This window comes from Sphingobium sp. FW306-1B-F04DB (genome assembly GCF_058781925.1).
In genome coordinates this window covers 22,909-41,992 of sequence record NZ_JBYSXE010000018.1, presented here as the reverse complement: position 1 = coordinate 41,992, position 19,084 = coordinate 22,909, and the positions used below count along the sequence as shown (strand labels likewise).

Annotated in this window: 20 protein-coding genes; 14 read left to right on the top strand and 6 right to left on the bottom strand. The window is 64.3% G+C overall.

What is annotated here, in order from left to right:
* Positions 1 to 2: 2 nt before the first annotated feature.
* The 8 genes from AC3WJD_RS10480 to AC3WJD_RS10445 all read left to right on the top strand — a co-directional run bounded on the left by AC3WJD_RS10480 (position 3) and on the right by AC3WJD_RS10445 (position 6,005).
* Entirely contained in the window at positions 3 to 557 is a 555-nt protein-coding gene (locus tag AC3WJD_RS10480) for a TspO/MBR family protein (protein WP_492746563.1), read from the top strand.
* A 24-nt stretch (positions 558 to 581) separates the two neighbouring features.
* Positions 582 to 878: an accessory factor UbiK family protein gene (locus AC3WJD_RS10475; protein WP_492746562.1), complete on the top strand. Its 297-nt coding sequence runs from the start codon at positions 582 to 584 to the stop codon at positions 876 to 878.
* Between the two features lie 105 nt (positions 879 to 983).
* The gene (locus tag AC3WJD_RS10470) at positions 984 to 1,493 is read left to right on the top strand and encodes a type III secretion system chaperone family protein (RefSeq protein WP_492746561.1); all 510 of its coding nucleotides are present in this window, start codon (positions 984 to 986) and stop codon (positions 1,491 to 1,493) included.
* Between the two features lie 114 nt (positions 1,494 to 1,607).
* On the top strand, positions 1,608 to 3,098 hold the full coding sequence (gene glpK / locus AC3WJD_RS10465; protein WP_492746560.1) for a glycerol kinase GlpK: 1,491 nt from the start codon (positions 1,608 to 1,610) through the stop codon (positions 3,096 to 3,098).
* 42 nt (positions 3,099 to 3,140) lie between these two features.
* On the top strand, positions 3,141 to 4,112 hold the full coding sequence (locus AC3WJD_RS10460) for a M48 family metallopeptidase (protein WP_492746559.1): 972 nt from the start codon (positions 3,141 to 3,143) through the stop codon (positions 4,110 to 4,112).
* A 56-nt stretch (positions 4,113 to 4,168) separates the two neighbouring features.
* Positions 4,169 to 4,717 (top strand): peptide-methionine (S)-S-oxide reductase MsrA, encoded by a 549-nt coding sequence (gene msrA / locus AC3WJD_RS10455; protein ID WP_492746591.1) that lies wholly within the window; start codon positions 4,169 to 4,171, stop codon positions 4,715 to 4,717.
* 67 nt (positions 4,718 to 4,784) lie between these two features.
* Positions 4,785 to 5,651: a UTP--glucose-1-phosphate uridylyltransferase GalU gene (galU, locus tag AC3WJD_RS10450; RefSeq protein ID WP_492746558.1), complete on the top strand. Its 867-nt coding sequence runs from the start codon at positions 4,785 to 4,787 to the stop codon at positions 5,649 to 5,651.
* Positions 5,652 to 5,729: 78 nt separating this feature from the next.
* Positions 5,730 to 6,005: a hypothetical protein gene (locus AC3WJD_RS10445; RefSeq protein ID WP_492746557.1), complete on the top strand. Its 276-nt coding sequence runs from the start codon at positions 5,730 to 5,732 to the stop codon at positions 6,003 to 6,005.
* 55 nt (positions 6,006 to 6,060) lie between these two features.
* Here the strand turns inward: AC3WJD_RS10445 and aqpZ are convergent, their stop codons facing one another.
* Positions 6,061 to 6,768, bottom strand: coding sequence for an aquaporin Z (aqpZ, locus tag AC3WJD_RS10440; RefSeq protein WP_492746556.1), 708 nt, complete (start codon positions 6,766 to 6,768; stop codon positions 6,061 to 6,063).
* 100 nt (positions 6,769 to 6,868) lie between these two features.
* The gene (locus tag AC3WJD_RS10435) at positions 6,869 to 7,822 is read right to left on the bottom strand and encodes an L-threonylcarbamoyladenylate synthase (RefSeq protein ID WP_492746555.1); all 954 of its coding nucleotides are present in this window, start codon (positions 7,820 to 7,822) and stop codon (positions 6,869 to 6,871) included.
* Between the two features lie 48 nt (positions 7,823 to 7,870).
* On the opposite strand from AC3WJD_RS10435, the gene AC3WJD_RS10430 reads away from it, so the two are divergent.
* Positions 7,871 to 9,595, top strand: coding sequence for an acyl-CoA dehydrogenase (locus AC3WJD_RS10430; RefSeq protein WP_492746554.1), 1,725 nt, complete (start codon positions 7,871 to 7,873; stop codon positions 9,593 to 9,595).
* Positions 9,596 to 9,597: 2 nt separating this feature from the next.
* On the opposite strand, the gene AC3WJD_RS10425 is transcribed toward AC3WJD_RS10430, so the two are convergent.
* Positions 9,598 to 9,954, bottom strand: coding sequence for a GntR family transcriptional regulator (locus tag AC3WJD_RS10425; RefSeq protein WP_492746553.1), 357 nt, complete (start codon positions 9,952 to 9,954; stop codon positions 9,598 to 9,600).
* Positions 9,955 to 10,001: 47 nt separating this feature from the next.
* Positions 10,002 to 10,583 carry a nitroreductase family protein gene (locus AC3WJD_RS10420; protein WP_492746552.1) on the bottom strand — a complete coding sequence of 194 codons (582 nt, stop codon included), beginning with the start codon at positions 10,581 to 10,583 and terminating at the stop codon, positions 10,002 to 10,004.
* A 135-nt stretch (positions 10,584 to 10,718) separates the two neighbouring features.
* Here AC3WJD_RS10420 and AC3WJD_RS10415 point away from each other — a divergent pair, with 135 nt between their 5' ends.
* The 5 genes from AC3WJD_RS10415 (at position 10,719) to AC3WJD_RS10395 (ending at position 16,304) form a co-directional block, all read left to right on the top strand.
* Positions 10,719 to 12,497: a peptide MFS transporter gene (locus AC3WJD_RS10415; RefSeq protein ID WP_492746550.1), complete on the top strand. Its 1,779-nt coding sequence runs from the start codon at positions 10,719 to 10,721 to the stop codon at positions 12,495 to 12,497.
* The gene (locus AC3WJD_RS10410) at positions 12,484 to 13,878 is read left to right on the top strand and encodes an amidohydrolase (protein ID WP_492746549.1); all 1,395 of its coding nucleotides are present in this window, start codon (positions 12,484 to 12,486) and stop codon (positions 13,876 to 13,878) included. Before AC3WJD_RS10415 ends, AC3WJD_RS10410 begins: the two co-directional genes overlap by 14 nt.
* The gene (locus AC3WJD_RS10405) at positions 13,875 to 15,173 is read left to right on the top strand and encodes an amidohydrolase family protein (protein ID WP_492746548.1); all 1,299 of its coding nucleotides are present in this window, start codon (positions 13,875 to 13,877) and stop codon (positions 15,171 to 15,173) included. The genes AC3WJD_RS10410 and AC3WJD_RS10405 overlap by 4 nt, the downstream gene beginning before the upstream one ends.
* A 67-nt stretch (positions 15,174 to 15,240) precedes the next feature.
* On the top strand, positions 15,241 to 15,924 hold the full coding sequence (locus tag AC3WJD_RS10400) for an NnrU family protein (RefSeq protein WP_492746547.1): 684 nt from the start codon (positions 15,241 to 15,243) through the stop codon (positions 15,922 to 15,924).
* 221 nt (positions 15,925 to 16,145) lie between these two features.
* The gene (locus tag AC3WJD_RS10395) at positions 16,146 to 16,304 is read left to right on the top strand and encodes a hypothetical protein (RefSeq protein WP_492746546.1); all 159 of its coding nucleotides are present in this window, start codon (positions 16,146 to 16,148) and stop codon (positions 16,302 to 16,304) included.
* 140 nt (positions 16,305 to 16,444) lie between these two features.
* Here AC3WJD_RS10395 and AC3WJD_RS10390 read toward each other — a convergent pair whose 3' ends face one another.
* Both AC3WJD_RS10390 and AC3WJD_RS10385 read right to left on the bottom strand, forming a co-directional pair.
* Positions 16,445 to 17,944, bottom strand: a complete 1,500-nt coding sequence (locus AC3WJD_RS10390) for an arylsulfatase (RefSeq protein WP_492746545.1) — start codon at positions 17,942 to 17,944, stop codon at positions 16,445 to 16,447.
* Positions 17,945 to 18,084: 140 nt separating this feature from the next.
* Positions 18,085 to 19,077 carry an aldo/keto reductase gene (locus AC3WJD_RS10385; RefSeq protein WP_492746544.1) on the bottom strand — a complete coding sequence of 331 codons (993 nt, stop codon included), beginning with the start codon at positions 19,075 to 19,077 and terminating at the stop codon, positions 18,085 to 18,087.
* Positions 19,078 to 19,084: the final 7 nt, after the last annotated feature.

Sequence of the window (19,084 nt, the reverse complement as noted above, 5' to 3'; positions counted from 1 at the left end):
GGATGACCGAACTCGCATCGCGGTCACAATTGCGCGGATCGTTTCTTCGCTGGGCGCTGGTGACCGTGCCGGCGACGGTGCTTCTTGGTGTCGTTTCAGGGCGGCTTTCGAATTCGGGATATGGCAATCCGTGGTTCGAGGCGCTCGAAAAGCCCGCAATCATGCCGCCCGGCTGGGTCTTTGGCGCGGCGTGGACTGTCCTCTACGTGCTGATGGGACTGGCGCTTGCGATGGTTCTGAACGCGCGCGGCGCGCGGCTGCGATCGCTCGCGATCATGCTGTTCGGCGCACAGTTCCTCCTCAATTTGGCATGGTCGCCGATCTTCTTTGCCGCGCATCAGGTTTCGCTGGCCTTCTGGGTGATCGTACTGATGCTTGTCCTTGCCATCGCGATGACGGTCGCTTTTGCGCGCGTGCGACGCGGCGCCGCGTGGCTGATGCTGCCCTATCTCGCATGGTTGTGTTTTGCCGCGATGCTCAACTGGCAGATCGATCGGCTCAATCCCGATGCGGAAACCCTTGTGCGTGGAAGCTCCAAGGCCCAGATAGCGCTCTAGCAAGGGAACCACGGAGCGCTACTAATGCAGTCTGAGAACCGGATTTTCGACGATTTCGTCAAGCTTATCAATGGCGCGGCCGGAACCCTTGCTGGCATGGGCCGCGAAGCCGAGGCGTCGGCGCGCGAGCGCGCTCGCGAATGGGTTGGTGGCCTCGATTTCGTCAGCCGCGACGAATTCGAGGCGGTGAAGGCTATGGCCGCTGCCGCGCGTGATGAGGCTGATGCGCTGAGGGCGCGCCTCGATGCGCTCGAAGGCAAGGCGGTCCCCAACGCCGTCGCGAAACCCGCCGCCAAAAAAGTTACCAAGCCAAGGGCTTGAGCCACGCCTCCCGCAGTTTATTTGCTGCAGTGCACCGTTTTGCCTTGTTTTCGAGGCAAAGCGGTTGCACCTGTTGCAGTATGAGCAACGGCCAGGCAGGCAGGGATGACTTTGGACGAGTTTGAATCGGCGCGGGACAGCGGTGCGCCGATCGAGATGCTCGAGGCCTATTTCACGGCACATGGCTGGACGCACGAAAAGATCGGAGACGACGAGATCGTCGCGACGACCGATGGCAGCTGGGCGAAGTACGAACTGCGCGCGGTCTGGCGCGAAGATGATCGCGTGCTGCAGTTTCTTGCGCTTCCCGACATCAAGGTCGCGGTCGAAAAACGGGCCGCGATTTACGAGACGCTGGGCCTGATCAACGAGCAGCTCTGGCTCGGCCATTTCGAGCTGTGGTCGTCGAGCGGCATCGTGCTTTTCCGGCATGCCGCGCTGCTTGACGGGCAGGAGGATTATTACCTGTCGCTGGAGCAGGTCGAACTGCTCGTCGAGACCGCGATCGACGAGTGCGAGCGCTTCTATCCCGTCTTCCAGTTCGTGTTGTGGGGCGGCAAGTCGCCCACCGAGGCGATCGCGGCGGCATTGATCGAGACGCGCGGCGAGGCCTGATCTCTCTGCGTGTCATTCCCGCGAAAGCGGGAATCCATGCGAACTATGAAACTCGCATCGATATCTTCTGGATTCCCGCTTTCGCGGGAATGACAGATATGTTTGAAAGGCGGGATGGGGGCAGCTTCCACATCCGCCGACACGATCCTTGTCATCGACGAGGGCACCACCTCGACCCGTGCGATGCTGTTCGCAGCCGATGGCAGGCTGCTGGGCCAGGAGCAGGCGCCGATCACGCAACATTATCCTGCGCCGGGGCTTGTCGAACATGATGCGGCGGAGATCTGGGCGCTGACGTTCAAATGCGCGCGCGCCATGATAGAACAGGCGGGTGGTGCGTCCGCCATTGGCTGTATCGGCATCACCAACCAGCGCGAGACCGTGGTGTTCTGGGACCGCCGCACTGGCGAGCCGCTTGCGCCCGCGATCGTCTGGCAGGACCGCCGCACCGCCGATATCTGCCAAAACCTCAAGGAAGCCGGCGAGGAACCGGGGGTTCAGGCCAGGACGGGGCTTTTGCTCGATCCCTATTTTTCGGCGAGCAAGATCGGCTGGGCGCTGGCGAACTGGGCGCAATTGCGCGACGCGGGGGCGAATCTCGCGGCGGGTACGATTGAAAGTTATCTGGTCTTCAGACTCACGGGCGGCGCGCATGTCAGCGATGCGACCAATGCCTCCCGCACCGCATTGATGGCGATCGGGGCAAGCGGATGGGACGACGGGCTGCTGGACCTGTTCGACGTTCCGCGCGCGATCCTTCCCGAGATCGTCGATTGCGCAGGCGCCATCGGGACAACCGATCCCGAACTGTTCGGTGCAGCGATCCCGATCACGGGTATGGCCGGCGACCAGCAGGCCGCGACGATTGGCCAGGCGTGCCTCGAGCCCGGCCAGACCAAGGCGACCTATGGTACAGGCGCCTTCGTACTGACCAATACCGGGCGCAGGCTGCCCCAGTCGCGCCACCGCCTGCTCTCGACGATCTGCTGGCAATTGGCGGGGGAACGGCATTACGCGCTCGAGGGATCGGTGTTTGTCGCGGGAAGCCTGATCCAATGGCTACGTGACGAGCTGCGGCTGATCGAGCGATCCGCGGACAGCGAAGTACTGGCGCGATCGATCGCCGACAGCGGAGGCGTCTATCTCGTGCCCGCGCTTTCCGGGCTGGGCGCGCCCTGGTGGAAGCCATCGGCGCGTGCGGCGATCACGGGTCTCAGTTTTGCGACGGGCCGCGCGCATATCGTGCGCGCCGCGCTCGAGGCGATGGCGCATCAGACAAGCGACCTGAAGGCGGCCTTTGCCGCGGACGGGGCGGACTGGCAGTCGCTCCGCATCGATGGCGGCATGGTCGCCAATGACTGGATGGCGCAAGATCTGGCGGACATGCTCGCGATCCCCGTCGAGCGCCCCGCCTTTGCCGAGACCACCGCGGTCGGCGCCGCGATGCTGGCAGGGCTGGGCGCCGGGCTGTTTGGCTCGCTGGGAGATGCCGCGTCGCTGCGTGGCGCGCTCACGCACTTTGTACCGGAGATCGAGGCTGAGCGCCGGGAAGCGCGCCTGGCGGGTTGGTCCAGTGCCGTCCGGAACGTCGTCGAAAGTGGCTGACGCGCCTGTTCCATTCGGCGGTCTTGTGTCATGGTGCCGTTCATGCCCCTTGCCCGATGTCTAACCGCGCTGGTGATCCTTCCGGCGTTGCTCCTTGCCGCAGCCGCACCATCCCCCGATCAGAAGGCGCGCGAGACGCTCGAATCGCTGCTTGCGCTCGATCTGGCGACCGCGCAGATCGGCTATCGCATCGTCACCGCCAATGCGGCACTTTGCGACCAGCGGATCCCTGCAAGTGGCGCGCTGCTCCACGGCATCGAGCAATATGGCGGCGAATATCGCGAGCCGGCCGCCCGGCTCTTCAGTCTGGGCCATGCGCCCGGGATTGCAGCGGTGCTGCCCGGTTCACCTGCGGCTGAGGCTGGCGTGAAGGCGGGCGATGCCGTGCTCGCGATCAACGGAACGCCAACCGCGGCGAATACCGCCCCGCGCGGCAAGGGCGATTTCGATCGCATGGCGCTGGTGCTCGACCAGTTCGAACAGGCGCTTGCTGCTGGCCCGGTAGCGCTCGATCTCGATCGCGCGGGCACGCGCCTGTCAGTCAAATTCACGGGCGTTCCCGCCTGCGCCTCGCGCTTCCAGGTCCAGCCGTCTTCGGAGCTCAACGCGGCTGCGGACGGGCGCTATGTCCAGATCAGCTCGTCCTTCATCGGCTATTTCGCGAATGACGACGAGTTCGCGGCGATCATGGCGCACGAGATCGCGCACAACATCCTGCACCACCGCGACCGCCTTGACGCGCAGAACATCCCGCGCGGATTTTTCTCGAAATTCGGCAAGAATGCCGCGCGCATCCGCGAAACCGAGATCGAGGCCGACAAGTTCAGCCTGAAACTGCTCGCCAATGCGGGCTTCCGCATGGAGGCTGCCCCCGAATTCTGGCGCCGCTTCGGTCCCCAACATGGCTATGGCATTTTTTCCGACGCCACGCATCTGCGCTGGAAGAAGCGCGTGGCGATGCTCGAGCAGGAGATCGGCGCGCTGCGTGCCGCCGGAGACACGGGCGCAAGATGATTGCGAAGGCGCGCACGCTTCCTATCTTGGGGGGGCACAACTGGAAAGGACGAATGATGGCCGAGGAAATCGCGACGCTTGCAGGCGGGTGTTTCTGGTGCGTCGAGGCAGTGTTCGATGACGTGATCGGCATAACGTCCGTCGAGAGCGGCTATACCGGCGGCGAGACTGCCAGTCCCAGTTACAAGCAGGTGTGCGAGGGCAATACCGGTCATGCTGAGGCGGTGCGGATCGCATTCGACCCGTCGGTCATCTCCTATGATGACATTCTCGACATCTTCTTCCACATCCATGATCCGACGCAGCTCAACCGCCAGGGCAACGATATCGGGACGCAGTATCGCTCGGCGATCTTCCCGCATTCGCCCGAGCAAGAAGCTTCGGCGCGTGCGGGCATCGAACGCGCGGCGGGTGAATGGAGCGATCCGATCGTCACCACGATCGAGCCTGAGGCACCGTGGTATGTCGCCGAGGACTATCATCAGGAATATTTCGAGCGCGAAGGCAGCCGCAATCCCTATTGTATGGCGGTGGTCGCGCCCAAGCTGCAGAAGTTCCGCAAAAGCTATGCGGCGCGGCTGAAGGCGGCGGCTGCGAACGCCTGACGCACGATTGACTTGAAGAAGGCGCATCCGCAAAGCGCCCGGCCAGTATCGCAAAAGGGGGATTTCGATGAAACGCGTACGCAAGGCGGTGTTCCCGGTGGGGGGGCTGGGAACGCGGTTCCTTCCTGCCACCAAGGCAATGCCCAAGGAAATGCTCCCCGTCGTCGATCGGCCGCTGATCCAGTACGCGGTCGACGAGGCGCGCGAGGCGGGGATCGAGCAGATGATCTTCGTCACCGGACGGGGCAAGTCGGCGATCGAGGACCATTTCGACATCGCCTATGAGCTCGAATCGACCATGGCAGCGCGCGGCAAGTCGCTCGAGATCCTCGAGGAGACACGGCTTGCCCCGGGCTCGGTCGCCTATGTCCGCCAGCAGGAGCCGATGGGCCTTGGCCACGCCGTCTGGTGCGCGCGCGACATCGTGGGCGACGAGCCCTTCGCAGTCCTGCTTGCCGACGATTTCATGGTGGGCAAGCCTGGCTGCCTGAAGCAGATGATGGACGCCTATGAGAAGACGGGCGGCAACATCATCTGCGCGCAGGAAGTGCCCGATGACCAGACGCATCTCTATGGCATCATCACCCCCGGTGTGCGCGAGGGCGCGCTGACCGAGGTAAAGGGTCTCGTTGAAAAGCCGAAGCCCGGCACCGCGCCCTCCAATCTCTGCGTCATCGGCCGCTACATCCTCCAGCCCGAGGTGATGCGCGTGCTGGAAAAGCAGGAAAAGGGTGCGGGCGGCGAGATCCAGCTGACCGACGCAATGGCGAGCATGATCGGTGGCCAGCCTTTCCACGGCCTGACCTTTGCGGGCCGCCGCTTCGATTGCGGCGACAAGGCGGGCTATATTCACGCCAACATGGCGCTGGCCGCTGAACGCGATGACATCGGTGGCGCCGTCCGCGCCTTCGGCGTCGAACTGTTTGGGAAATAAGGCGGGCAAGGCCGTTGTTCAGCCGCGCGTCAGCCGGCGATGTCATAGCATGCGCAGATGTTGCTTGGAGTATAAGTGATGAGGTTCGCAATCCTGCTCGTCCTGCCGCTCGCGCTTGGTGGATGCATCGCGAAGACCGCGGTCGATATCGTGACGCTGCCGGTCAAGGCGGTCGGCGCGGGCGTCGACGCAGTCACGACGAGCCAATCCGAAGCCGATGAAAAGCGCGGGCGCGAGATCCGCAAGCAGGAAGAGCGCGAAGGGAAAGAGGCGCGCAAGCGTGAAAAGGCCGCCCGCGAGGCTGCGGAGCGCGGCGAGCCCTATCCCGACGACTATCCTGCGGACCCCCAATGAGAAATGCCCGGGCTGATCGACCCGGGCATCTCGATAACAGCTGCCATCGGCGGGATCAGTCCGCCTTCTTGCTTTTGGCGAACAGCTTGTAGGCCAGGCCACCCAGCGCGCCGCCGATCAACGGCGCTACCCAGAACAGCCAGAGCTGCTGGATCGCCCAGCCGCCGACCACCAGTGCCGGCCCCGTACTGCGTGCGGGATTGACCGAGGTATTGGTCACCGGGATGCTGATGAGGTGGATCAGCGTGAGCCCCAGCCCGATCGCGATCGGCGCGAAACCTGCCGGCGCCCGCCCGTCGGTTGCACCCATGATGATGATGAGGAAGAAGAAGGTCAGCAGAACTTCGATGATGAAGCCTGACGCCATCGCATATCCGCCCGGAGAATGCTCGCCAAAGCCGTTCGCCGCGAGCCCGTTGACCGCAAGGTCGTAGGCCGCGGTACCGCTTGCGATGCAATAGAGCGTGAAGGCCGCGACGATTGCGCCCAGCACCTGCGCCACGACATAGGCGGGAACATCGGCGGCGGCGAAGCGCCCGCCCGCCCACAGCCCCACCGTTACCGCGGGGTTGAAGTGTCCGCCTGAGATATGGCCGACCGCATAGGCCATGGTGAGCACGGTCAGGCCGAAGGCGAACGCGACCGCCGCAAAGCCTATGCCCAGTTCGGGAAAGGCGGCGGCCAGCACGGCGCTGCCGCATCCGCCAAAGACCAGCCAGAATGTACCGAGAAACTCAGCGATGCCGCGTTGAACGATCGTCATGTCCCCTTTTGGCGCCCCGCATCTTCGGGGCGGGTGGGGGACTGTGACTCCAAGTTGTGAAAGCGTAAAGAACCGTCTGGAATCGTTGCAAATCGGCGGATCAGGCGGCGGCGCGCGCGAGCCTGTCGTTGATCGCTGCGCCAAGGCCATGATGCGGGACCGGCGCAATGGCGATCGTCACGCGATCACTCGCGTCGGCCTGATGCAGCAGGTCGAAAAGTTGCGCGGCCGCCTCGGAGAGATCGCCCCGGGGCGAAAGGTTTGCGTCGCCCGCAATCGCGCCAAAGCCGATCAGCCATTCATCCGCCCCGGCCTGCGTCGCATCGAGCCGGACGGGCTTTGCCGGAGCATAGTGACTGGCCAGCTGGCCGGGCGCTTCGATGGTTGTGCCGCTGGTCATTTGCACGGGCAGCCCGGTCAGCGCCTCGATCTCTTCGGCGGTAACCGGTCCGGGGCGCAGCAGTCGGATGATCCCGCCGCGCGGCGCGATGATCGTCGACTCGATCCCCTGTGCAGTGGCCCCGGCATCGACGATCAGCGGAATCCGCCCGTTGAGGCTGGCATCGACATGGCTTGCGCGGGTGGGGCTGATCCGCCCGCTGGCATTGGCCGAAGGTGCGGCCAGTGGCCTGTCGCTTGTCCGCAGAAGCGCCTGCATCGCCTCATGCGCGGGGCAGCGCAGTGCGATCGTGTCGAGCCCCGCAGTGGTGAGCGAGGCAATTGGGCAGTCGCTGCGGCGCGGCAGGACCATGGTCAGCGGCCCGGGCCAGAACGCCGCCGCAAGCGCGCGCGACGTGTCGTCGAATATCGCCAGTGCCTCGGCCGTCACAAGATCAGGGATATGGACGATCAGCGGATTGAAGCTCGGGCGCCCCTTGGCGGCATAGATTCGCGCGACGGCATCGGGATTCGTCGCGTCGGCGGCGAGTCCATAGACCGTTTCGGTCGGAATCGCGACGGGCAGGCCATCGCGGATCAGCGCCGCGGCTTCATCGATCGCCGCCTTGCCGTAGGGGCGGATCGCGGTCTGATAGGACGGATTTGAGCCGGTCATGCAGTGGCGCTATAGCGCGCGCAAAGCTCACGCAAGGATGTTGTCCAGATGACCTATGTTGCACCCGTTTCCGAACAGCGCTTCGTGCTCGAGCATGTCGTGAAGATCGGGGAGCTTGCGGCGACCGAGAAATATGCCGCCGCCTCGCCCGACATGGTCGACGCGATCCTGGAGGGCGCCGGGCAGTTTGCGGAGGGCGAGTATGCGCCCCTCAATCGCGCGGGCGACGAGGTTGGCGCGCAATGGAAGGACGGCGTCGTCACCATGCCTCCGGGCTTCCGTCAGGCATACAAGGCGTTCGTCGAGGGGGGCTGGGGCAGCATCAACGGGCCCGAGGCCTTTGGCGGGCAGGGGCTGCCCTATGCGCTCGCAACCGTGATCATGGAGGATCTGGGCTCCGCCAATATGGGCTTCTCGCTCTGCAACATGCTGACGCCCGGCGCGATCGAGGCGCTGATCGCCTATGGCAGTGACGAACAGAAGGCCAGCTGGCTTCCCAGGCTCATCTCCGGCGAATGGACGGGGACGATGAACCTTACCGAGTCGCAGGCGGGATCGGACGTGGGCGCGCTGCGCACGACCGCGACGCCCGTCGGTGACGGTGGCTACAAGATCAGGGGCACCAAGATCTTCATCACCTTCGGCGATCATGACCTGGCCGACAATATCGTCCATCTGGTACTTGCGCGCACGCCCGAAGCGCCCGCGGGCACGCGGGGCATTTCGCTGTTCCTTGTCCCGAAGTTCCGGCTCGATGCCGATGGCCGGCCGGCCACGCCCAACGACGTCCGCTGCGTCTCGATCGAGCACAAGCTCGGCATCCACGCCTCGCCCACCTGCGTGCTGAGCTTCGGCGACAATGACGATTGCATCGGCCATCTCATCGGCCCCGAATTCGGCGGCATCGCCGCGATGTTCGTGATGATGAACAATGCGCGCCTCAATGTCGGGCTTCAGGGCGTCGAGATTGGCGAACGCGCGACGCAGCAGGCGGTGGCCTATGCGCGCGAACGCATCCAGTCGGCGCGCGCGGGCGGTCCCTCGCCCGCTCCGGTCGCGATCATCCAGCATCCCGATGTGCGCCGCATGCTGCTGCGCATGAAGGCGCTGACCCAAGGCGCACGCGCGCTGATCTACTATGCCGCGGGTCAGGTGGATCGCGCGCATCTGGGCGATGTCGACGCGAAGAACCGGCTCGACCTGCTGACGCCGCTGGCCAAGGCCTATGGCACCGATATCGGCTGCGAGGTCGCGTCGCTGGGGGTGCAGGTGCATGGCGGCATGGGCTTCATCGAGGAAACGGGCGCCGCGCAGCACTATCGCGATATCCGTATCGCACCGATCTATGAGGGCACCAACGGCATCCAGGCGGCCGACCTTGTCGGGCGCAAGCTGGGGCTCGAGGGTGGCACGACGCTTGCGGCGCTGATTGCCGACATGCGCGCCGAGGTCGAGGATCCGGGCCTGTGGACCCTGATCGAGTCGGTCGAGACAGTAGCCACGCATCTGGCGTCGGCAGGCGTCGATGACCGGTTGGCGGCGAGCTATCCGTTCCTCACCATGCTTTCGGTCGCGGTCGCCGGCTGGCTGATGGAGCGTCAGGGCCGCGTGGCGAAGTCAGCCAATGGCGATCCGGCCTTCCTTGCGATGAAGCAGGCGGCCGCGCGCTATTATGTCGAGCAACTCGTTCCCGAAGCACAGGGGTTGATGGCGTCGGCGATGGCGGGCGCCGGCCTGCTCTATGATATGGATGAGGCGGCGTTCGCCGCCTGATTTCAGGCGTCGATCCGGTCGAATAGTTCGGCGGGCTCGATGCCGAGCCGGGCGATGTGCTGACGGATCTTGGGCCAGCTCTGCGTGAGAAACTGCGCGCGCTCGTCGATGCGCAGCTGCTCGACCGCACCCTCGGCGACGAACATGCCGATACCGCGCTTGACCGCGACATAGCCCTTGTCCTGCAGGCTCTGATAGGCCTTGGCCACTGTCAGCGGATTGGCGCCATGCTCGCTCGCAAAGGCGCGGACTGAGGGAAGCTGGTCACCTTCGGCATAGGTTCCGTCGAGAATCATCGCCGAGATCACGCCGCGAAGCCTCAGATAAACCGGGCTTTCTTCACCGCCTATCACTGTCATAGGTACATAATACACATGCTGCCGCAAAATGCCAATCGTGATTGCGATCAACCGTTCGGCCAGGTGCTGACGATGGCATCCATGTCGGGACGCGGCCGTTCCTCGAGTTCGCGCGAGGGCGATCCGATGAAGATGAACCCGGCGATGCGTTCGGGATCGGTTCCGAATGCGTCGCGCACGGCGTCGCTATAGGCGGGCCAGCCCGTCAGCCAGCAACCGACATAGGCTGTGGCGTTGGCTGCATGGAGCAGGTTCATGCATACCGCGCCCGCCGAAAGCTGTTGTTCCCACAGCGGAATCTTGCTCGACGGGGCAGGGCTGGACAGCACCACGACAAGCGTCGGCGCCTGATGCGCGAACTGCTGCATCGCCTCAATCTCGAGCCGGCCTGCCTCGGGCTTCTCGTCGCGATAGGCGCGCACCAGCGTGTCAGCCAGGGCTTCGCGCTGATCCTGGCCGACCACCACAAAGCGCCACGGCGCGAGCTTGCCATGATCGGGTGTCCGCGCCGCAATCGCGAGAATTTGTTGCAATTCCGCGGTGTCTGGCCCGGGGGCGACCATGTCGCGGGCTTTGGCCGAACGGCGGGTGGCGAGGAAGGCGATCGGGGTGGAGCGGTCGTTGAACATGGCGTCGCTCCTATCAGTGTCACCTTTGCGCAACAATCTTCTTCACACTCGCAATTTCCGCGCTAGTCTGCGCCGCAATCGCGCCGGGGCGTCCCCGGCTAGACAAAATCCTGTATGCGGGGAGCATCAAGCCTGATGGCAACCAACTCCAGTCAAGCGGCCGGCGGCGAAAAGCTGTGGTTCGGCCACCCGCGCCAATTGGCGCGACTATTCACGACCGAAATGTGGGAACGATTCGGCTATTACGGCATGCGCGCGCTGCTCGCGCTCTATCTGGCCCAATGGTTCCTGTTCGACGACGCGACGACGGGCGGTCTCTATGGTGCCTTTACCAGCCTCGTCTATCTTACGCCGCTGTTCGGCGGACTGATCGCCGACCGGCTGCTCGGCGCGAAGCGCTCGGTGAAGCTGGGCGCGATCATCATGTGCCTCGGCTATCTCGGCCTCTGCTTCGGCGGCGAGCAGGCGAAGCCCGTCTTCAACTATGCCGGGCAGACCTACGAAGTGCAGGTCGCGAAGGATTCCACGGGCAAGTCGACCCAGTCGGTCGTCACCTCGGCGGGCACCTATGCGATCAAGGGCAATGAGGACGGCGGCATCACGCTGCAGGGCTCGGATGGCAGCGTGCTGCCGCAGACCATCGCAAAGGGCGAGTTCAAGGCCGATGGCCAGCGTAATCCCTTCTGGATCTCGATCATGCTGCTGTCGCTGTCGCTCGTCGTCGTCGGCAACGGCTTCTTCAAGCCCAATATCTCGACCATCGTCGGCACGCTCTATGCGCCCGGCGACCGCCGCCGCGACGCGGGTTTCACCATCTTCTACATGGGGATCAACCTCGGCTCGATCGGCAGCCAGATCTTCGCGCCGCTCTTTGCGCAATGGTTCGGCTGGTGGGCGGGCTTCGGGCTCGTCGCGATCGGCATGGCGATCGCATGGTCGCTGTTCCAGTTCGACGGCGGCCGGCTGAAGGGCTATGGCGAACCGCCCGCGGGCGTTGCGGACAAGACCCGGCTCTATGTCTATCTGGGTGTGCTTCTGGCGATCCCGGTCGCCTGGTTCCTGCTCAACAATGCGATGCTCTCGGCGCAGGCGGCGCATGCCGCGGCGAGTGAGGGCAGCGGCATCCTAGGCTATCTCGCGGCGCTGCCACTGCTGGGCAAGGTGCTGTTCGGGCTGTTCCTGGCCGCGGTGATCGGCATCCCGGTCTGGGCCGCGCGCGTCGGAACGCGCGAGGAATTCGAGAAGATGGTCGTCGCGATCGTGCTGGTCGTGATGTCGGTGGTGTTCTGGACACTGTTCGAACTCGCGGGCTCTGCGCTCACGCTGTTTGCTGACCGTTCGACCGATCGCAGCATTCTGGGATGGGACATGCCCGCGGGCTCGGTGCAGGCGTTCAACCCGATCTTCATCGTGATGATGGCGCCCTTCTTCGCAGGGCTCTGGGTAAGGCTCGCCAAACGGAACCTCGAACCCTCGATCCCCGTCAAGTTCTCGATCGCGCTGGTGCTTGTCGGCCTCGGCTTCCTCATAGTGGTGTTCGGCGCCAGCTTTGCGGACAGCCAGTTCCGCGTCGGCATCATCTGGCTGGCGCTGCTCTACCTCGTTCACTCGATCGGTGAGCTCTGCCTTTCGCCTGTCGGTCTGTCGATGATCACCAAGCTCTCGATCGTACGGATTGTCGGCATGATGATGGGCGTCTGGTTCCTCGCGACCTCGATGGCCAACTATGTCGGCGGCATGATCACGCAGTTCGCCAGCGTCGAGACCGTCGGCGGCGAAGTGACCAACCCCAAGCTGGCGCTGGACACCTATATTGACGTGTTCCAGACAATCGGCCTGTGGGCGATCGGCATCGGCATCTTCCTCTTCGTGATCTCCCCCCTGCTTAAAAGGTGGATGCATGGCGTTCAGTAAGCGTAGCGTGTTGATGCTGGCGGCTGGGCTTTCGCTCGCCGCCTGCGCAAAAGGGGGCGCAGCGCCCAAATCGGCTTCGGCCGAAAAGGCTCCGCCCCCCAAGGAAAATCCTTATCCTTCGACCTATAAGCCCTATCCGGGCGCGCCCACGGTGATCCGCGGCGCGACCGTCTTCGACGGCGAGGGCGGACGGATCGAGAATGGCGTTGTCTTCTTCTCCGAAGGCAAGGTTACCGCGATCGGCGGTCCCGAGACCGCGATCCCCGAAGGGGCGACGCTCGTCGACGGCACCGGCAAATGGGTGACCCCCGGCATCATCGACATCCACAGCCATCTTGGCGACTATCCCTCCCCGGGCGTGCAGGCACATTCGGACGGCAACGAGGCGACCAGCCCGGTCACCCCGCAGGTCTGGGCGGAGCACAGCATCTGGCCGCAGGATCCGGGTTTCAGCCGCGCGCTCGCCAACGGCGGCGTGACCACGCTGCAGATCCTGCCCGGTTCGGCCAACCTTTTCGGCGGCCGGACCGTGACGCTCAAGAACGTGCCCGCGCGGACGATGCAGGGCATGAAATTTCCCGGTGCGCCCTATGGTCTGAAGATGGCGTGCGGCGAGAACCCCAAGCGCGTCTATGGCGGCCGCAACCAGCAGCCTTCGACCCGCATGGGCAACATCGCGGTCAACCGCCAGACCTGGGCGAAGGCGACCGAGTACAAGAACAAGCGCGCCGCCGGCAAGGAACAGGCGCGAGACATCGCGATGGATACGCTCGCCGACGTGCTCGAGGGCAAGATCAACGTCCACAACCACTGCTATCGTGCCGACGAGATGGCGATCGTCATCGATATGGCCAAGGAGTTCGGCTACAGGGTCGCGAGCTTCCAGCACGCGGTGGAAGGCTACAAGATCGCGGACCTGCTCAAGGAAAACGACATCTGCGCCGCGATGTGGGCCGACTGGTACGGCTTCAAGATGGAATCCTACGATGCGGTCAACGAGAACATCCCGCTTGTCCACAATGCCGGCGCCTGCGCGATCGTCCACTCCGATGACGCCAATGGCATCCAGCGGCTGAATCAGGAGGCCGCGAAGGCGCTCGCCAACGGGCGCCGGATCGGCATCAATATCAGCGACGAGGTGGCGTGGACCTGGCTCAGCTACAATCCCGCCAAGTCGATGGGCATCGCCGACAGGACGGGCAGCCTCAAGCCCGGCAAGATGGCCGACGTCGTGCTGTGGAACGGCAATCCCTTCAGCGTCTATACCCGCCCCGAAAAGGTATGGATCGACGGCGCGCTGCTCTATGACGCCAATGATCCCAAGCGCAGGCCGGTGAGCGACTTCGAGCTGGGCCAGCCGGGTGAGGGAGATCCGAAATGAGGCATCTCCTTCTCGCATGCGCCGCGCTGATCGCGGCACCGGCAGCGGCACAGACCGTTGCGATCACCGGCGGTACTGTCGCACTGGGCGACGGGTCCGCGCCGATCGAGGGTGGCACGGTTATTGTGCGTGACGGCCGCATCGTTGCGGCCGGGCGCGGCGTCGCGACGCCCGCGGGCGCGCAGGTGATCGACGCCACCGGAAAATGGGTCACCCCCGGTATCGTCGGTGGCTTCTCGCGGCTGGGCATCGTCGAAGTCGACGGCGTATCGCCGACCAACGATGCGGCTGCGAAGAACGCGCCTTGGTCGGCGGCGATCGATATCGTGCCTGCGATCAATCCGCGCGCGACTCCGATCGCGATCAACCGCGCCGCGGGGGTCACCCGCGCCATCGTCTCGCCCGGCGCCGCGGCGACTATGTTCGCGGGGCAGGGCGCGGTGATCGATCTGGGCACCGATATGGATGCAGTGACCAAGTCGCGCGCGTTCCAGTTCGTCGAGTTCGGCGAAGCCGGTGCCGCTGAGGCGGGAGGGAGCCGGCCGGCGGCGTTCCTTCAGTTCCGGACCTCGCTCCAGAATGCGCAGCGCTATGCGCGCAATCCTGCGGCCTATGACGGCAATAGCAAGGACGCATTCCTTTCAACCGCGGACGCGGAAGCGCTGGTCCCCGTGGTGGAAGGGCGCGTTCCGCTGCTCGTTCATGTCGAGCGCGGCAGCGACATCCTCAACGTCCTCGCGCTGCGCCGCGAGTTCCCCGCGCTCAAGCTGGTGTTGGTGGGAGCGAGTGAGGGGTGGACCGTGGCCGGGCAGATCGCGGCGGCGAAGGTGCCCGTCATCGCGTCCGCACTACGTGACCTCCCCGACAGCTTTGAAGCGCTCGCGGCGACCCAGTCCAATGTCGGTCGTCTCAAGGCCGCCGGGGTCGATGTATCGATCGGTACGATCGACGACGACGAGTCGCGCATGGTCAAGCGTTCGACGCAATATGCGGGTAATCTTGTCGCGCTGAGGAAGGTGCCGGGAGCCGCCGGGCTCGACTGGGGCCAGGCCTTTGCCGCGATTACCTCCGGCCCTGCGGAAGCGGTCGGGCTGGGCGGCGAGATCGGTTCGCTGCGTGCAGGCCGCCGTGCCGACATCGTGATCTGGGATGGCGATCCGCTCGAACTGGCGAGCACCGCTGAACGGGTGTGGATCGACGGCGTCGAGCAGTCACTCGAAACCCGCCAGACGAAACTGCGCGATCGCTACCGCAGCGCGCCCGAGGGCACCTTGCCCAAGGCGTACGAACGGTGAGTAGCGTCTTCCCAGTACCCCGGCCTTCGCCGGGGTACCTTGGCTAAGGAGAGGAAAAATGACTCCAATGGCTTCCCTTGTTGCTGCGTGCGTCGCGTTCGTGGGAAGCCATTTCCTCCTCTCGCATCCGCTGCGCGCCGGTCTTGTCAAAAGGCTCGGCGCGCAGCCATTTCTGGGCGTCTATTCGCTCGTCGCGCTCGCAACCTTTGCATGGATCATACTCGCCGCGCGCGCCATGCCCGTCGAAATGCCCCTTTGGAGCACGCCCGACTGGCTGTGGAGCCTTGCGTCGATCGTGATGCTGCTGGCGAGCATCCTCCTCGTCGGGTCCTTTCTCGGCAATCCGGCGCTACCGGCGCCCGGTGCCGAGGCGGCGCTTGCGCGCGAACCGCGCGGCGTCTTCGCGATCACGCGCCACCCGATGATGTGGGCCTTCACACTGTGGGGCGTGGTGCACATCGCGGTCTGGCCAACGCCTTCCAACATCGTCATCGCGGGTGCGATAATCGTGCTCGCGCTTGGTGGCTCGGCGGGGCAGGACCGCAAGAAGGCGCGATTGATGGGCGCGGCGTGGCAGGGCTGGGCGTCGCGCACCGCCTTCATGCCCTTTGCCGGGCCAGCGCCGGGGGCCGCGATGTGGCCCGGCTGGGGTGTGGTCGCGGGCGGCGTGCTGTTGTGGCTCGTTGCGACTTTTGCACACCCTTGGTTCGGCACACCAGCCGTGGCGCCGTGGAGCGCGGTTTCGCTCTGAACGGACTTATCCGGCCGTTCGTTCCTCAACCTTTTGATTCGGCGTCGCTTTGCCATTGACCAGGCAGTCAGCGACCGCTCGGTTCGTCGCAACTTCCGCGCGGAGTGGTTGCGTCACCACACATATGTGACAAAATGGCGACAGAGTTGGGGTGGGTTACGATGCCATTTGATTCGATGCCGCAGGGTGAGCCTTGGGGTCGCCTCTGCCACAGTTGCAAGATGCCGATCGCCGTGAATGAGCCCAGTGAGGACGTGCGTTTCGATCCCGATCCCGAACACAAACTCGAACAGATGAACGGAACCTACCACGCGGCCTGCGCCAAGCCGATCCTGAGCATAAAGCGCGCGTTCGATATGCTGAACTGGCGGCCATTCTAGAGCCTGATTCACGGTTCAGGCTGATTCAGCCTGAACCGATCAAGGCCTAGAACCTAGGACGCGCCGGCCGCACCCGCCCGAGCGCGGGGGAGGGCGGGCCGGCATCGATCCCGAGGCGCTGACCCCTGGTCCGGAACGCTTCAGTTCTGGTTCGGGCTCGCTGTTGTGATCTTTTCCATCGCGTCGCCTACCGTGAAGCTTGCCGCCTTGGCGCGCGGCGGGAAGTCCTTGAAGCTCTCAAGCAGCTTGGCGACGATCGCCTGAGCGGGCACGAACAGAAACAGCCTGCGCACCTGCCAGTCGCCATAATTGATGCTTTCCGTGGCGCGCTCGAACGGATCCGAACGCAAATTGTACAGGTTGGGTGCGCGGAGCCTCTCGAACCCGCCCTGCCAGACGCCCAGCGGCGTCTTCGGACTGATTTCGGTGTGCTGCTCCATGAAGGCAACCTTCCAGTGGAGAACGCGTAGCGCCATCAGATCGCCGTCGTCGCTCCAATAGGCGAAGCCCTTGCGCGGCCATTCCTTCTCCTCGCCTTTGAAAGCCGGGATGAGGTTGTGGCCATCGAGGTGCACCTTGAAGCTCTTGTCGCCGACCTTTCCGCCCTTTTTCACCCTGTCGACAACATCTGTGTCGCCCGCCGCTGCGGCGAGCGTCGGCAGAAAGTCTTCATGCGCGCAGATATCGTTGACGACCGTGCCTAGCTTGATCACGCCCGGCCAGCGGATCACGCAGGGCACGCGGAAGCCGCCTTCCCAGTTGGTCGCCTTCTCGCCCTTGAATGGCGTCGTCCCGCCATCGGGCCAGGTGAAACATTCGGCACCATTGTCGGTGGTGTAGACGACGATCGTGTTATCCTTGACCCCAAGCTCGTCGACCAGCGCGAGCAATTCGCCAACATGCCCGTCATGCTCGACCATGCCGTCGGGATAGGTGCCCAGCCCGGTCTTGCCCTGTGATTCCTTCTTCAGGTGCGTGAAGATGTGCATCCGGGTCGAATTGAAATAGCAGAACCAGGGCGTGCCTTCGCCTTGCTTGCGCTTGATGAAGTCCTTGGCGTCGGCAAGGAATTCCTCGTCGATCGTCTCCATCCGCTTCTTGGTCATCGCGCCGGTATTGTCGATCGTCTGGCCGCCCTTGCCATCGGCCTTGCACTTTAGCACACCGCGCGGACCAAATTTTTCGAGGAATTTCGGGTCCTTGGGATAGTCCTCGTTCTCGGGCTCCTCCTCCGCGTTCAGGTGATAGAGGTTGCCGAAGAACTCGTCGAAGCCGTGCATGGTCGGCAGATGCTCGTCGCGGTCGCCGAGATGGTTCTTGCCGAACTGCCCGGTCGCATAGCCCTGCGCCTTCAGCACCTGCGCGATGCATGGGTCCTCAGCGCTCAGCCCGAGATCGGCGCCCGGCAGGCCGACCTTGGTGAGGCCGGTGCGGATCGGCGACTGGCCGGTGAGGAACGCGGCGCGGCCGGCGGTGCAGCTTTGCTGCGCATACCAGTCGGTGAACCGCGCGCCTTCCTCCGCGATACGGTCGATATTGGGCGTGCGATAGCCCATCATCCCGCTGTTGTAGCAGCTGGCATTGAACCAGCCGACATCGTCACCCATGATGAAAAGGATGTTGGGCTTCTTGTCCGCCATGATGGCCTCCGCTTATGGGGGATTCGCCCGCCGAGCCTAGGCGCAGGTCCCGGTGCCGCCTATCGGGACTTTTCCCGATCGGATGAGGGATTTACCATGACAGGCCGGGGCATCCGTCATTTGCGGCTGTGGCCGCGAACCTAAATCCGCACCATCGCCAGCGCACGTTCGGTATAGCGTGGTCCGCTCGTGCCACCCCGCGGTGCAGCGGCTTCCAGTGCGGCAAGATCTTCGGCGTCGAGCGTGACGTCGATCGCGGCCATGCTGTCCTCCAGCGTCGCGCGGCGCTTCGAACCCGGAATGGGGACGACATCCTCGCCCTGTGCCAATAGCCATGCAAGCGCCACCTGCGCCGGGCTGACGCCGTGGCGGCCCGCAATGGTCTTTGCCGCCTCGACGATCTTCAGATTCTGCGCAAAATTCGCTTCCGAATAGCGCGGATCGGTCAGGCGATAGTCGCCTTCGGGAAGGTCGGAGCGCCCCTTGATCTGCCCCGTCAGGAAACCGCGGCCGAGTGGACTGTAAGGCACAAAGCCGATACCGAGGGCGCGGCAGGTCGGCAGGATTTCTTCCTCGATATCGCGTTCCCACAGCGAGTATTCGGACTGCAGCGCAGCGATTGGATGCACGGCCGCAGCGCGGCGGATCGTCTCGGTCCCCGCTTCGGAGAGGCCGAGATGGCGAACCTTGCCCTCCTTAACCAGCTCGGCCATCGCGCCCACGGTGTCCTCGATCGGCACCTCTGGGTCGACGCGGTGCTGATAATAGAGATCGATGGTGTCGATCTCCAGCCGCTTGAGCGAGCCCTCGCACGCGCGGCGGACATTCTCGGGCGAGGAATCGACGCCGCGAAAGCCGTTCTCGTCATAGCGGAAGCCAAATTTTGTTGCGACGACGAGCCCGTCGCGCCGGCCGGCGATCGCCTTGCCCACGAGTTCCTCGTTACGCAGCGGACCATAGATTTCTGCGGTGTCGAGAAACGTGACTCCAAGGTCGATCGCGCGATGAATCGTCGCGATCGCCTCGGATTCGGTGGCGACTCCGTACATCGCGGTGCCGACGCCCGCCATCGGCATGCAGCCAAGGCCGAGGGCCGAGACTTCGAGGCCATTGCCGAGCTTGCGGTATTTCATCGGACAT

Bases quoted from the DNA above. Each gene is read 5' to 3' on its own strand.
- AC3WJD_RS10480 (WP_492746563.1), top strand. From the start codon at position 3: ATGACCGAACTCGCATCGCGGTCACAATTGCGCGGATCGTTTCTTCGC.
- AC3WJD_RS10475 (WP_492746562.1), top strand. From the start codon at position 582: ATGCAGTCTGAGAACCGGATTTTCGACGATTTCGTCAAGCTTATCAAT.
- AC3WJD_RS10470 (WP_492746561.1), top strand. From the start codon at position 984: ATGACTTTGGACGAGTTTGAATCGGCGCGGGACAGCGGTGCGCCGATC.
- glpK (WP_492746560.1), top strand. From the start codon at position 1,608: ATGGGGGCAGCTTCCACATCCGCCGACACGATCCTTGTCATCGACGAG.
- AC3WJD_RS10460 (WP_492746559.1), top strand. From the start codon at position 3,141: ATGCCCCTTGCCCGATGTCTAACCGCGCTGGTGATCCTTCCGGCGTTG.
- msrA (WP_492746591.1), top strand. From the start codon at position 4,169: ATGGCCGAGGAAATCGCGACGCTTGCAGGCGGGTGTTTCTGGTGCGTC.
- galU (WP_492746558.1), top strand. From the start codon at position 4,785: ATGAAACGCGTACGCAAGGCGGTGTTCCCGGTGGGGGGGCTGGGAACG.
- AC3WJD_RS10445 (WP_492746557.1), top strand. From the start codon at position 5,730: ATGAGGTTCGCAATCCTGCTCGTCCTGCCGCTCGCGCTTGGTGGATGC.
- aqpZ (WP_492746556.1), bottom strand. From the start codon at position 6,768: ATGACGATCGTTCAACGCGGCATCGCTGAGTTTCTCGGTACATTCTGG.
- AC3WJD_RS10435 (WP_492746555.1), bottom strand. From the start codon at position 7,822: ATGACCGGCTCAAATCCGTCCTATCAGACCGCGATCCGCCCCTACGGC.
- AC3WJD_RS10430 (WP_492746554.1), top strand. From the start codon at position 7,871: ATGACCTATGTTGCACCCGTTTCCGAACAGCGCTTCGTGCTCGAGCAT.
- AC3WJD_RS10425 (WP_492746553.1), bottom strand. From the start codon at position 9,954: ATGACAGTGATAGGCGGTGAAGAAAGCCCGGTTTATCTGAGGCTTCGC.
- AC3WJD_RS10420 (WP_492746552.1), bottom strand. From the start codon at position 10,583: ATGTTCAACGACCGCTCCACCCCGATCGCCTTCCTCGCCACCCGCCGT.
- AC3WJD_RS10415 (WP_492746550.1), top strand. From the start codon at position 10,719: ATGGCAACCAACTCCAGTCAAGCGGCCGGCGGCGAAAAGCTGTGGTTC.
- AC3WJD_RS10410 (WP_492746549.1), top strand. From the start codon at position 12,484: ATGGCGTTCAGTAAGCGTAGCGTGTTGATGCTGGCGGCTGGGCTTTCG.
- AC3WJD_RS10405 (WP_492746548.1), top strand. From the start codon at position 13,875: ATGAGGCATCTCCTTCTCGCATGCGCCGCGCTGATCGCGGCACCGGCA.
- AC3WJD_RS10400 (WP_492746547.1), top strand. From the start codon at position 15,241: ATGGCTTCCCTTGTTGCTGCGTGCGTCGCGTTCGTGGGAAGCCATTTC.
- AC3WJD_RS10395 (WP_492746546.1), top strand. From the start codon at position 16,146: ATGCCGATCGCCGTGAATGAGCCCAGTGAGGACGTGCGTTTCGATCCC.
- AC3WJD_RS10390 (WP_492746545.1), bottom strand. From the start codon at position 17,944: ATGGCGGACAAGAAGCCCAACATCCTTTTCATCATGGGTGACGATGTC.
- AC3WJD_RS10385 (WP_492746544.1), bottom strand. From the start codon at position 19,077: ATGAAATACCGCAAGCTCGGCAATGGCCTCGAAGTCTCGGCCCTCGGC.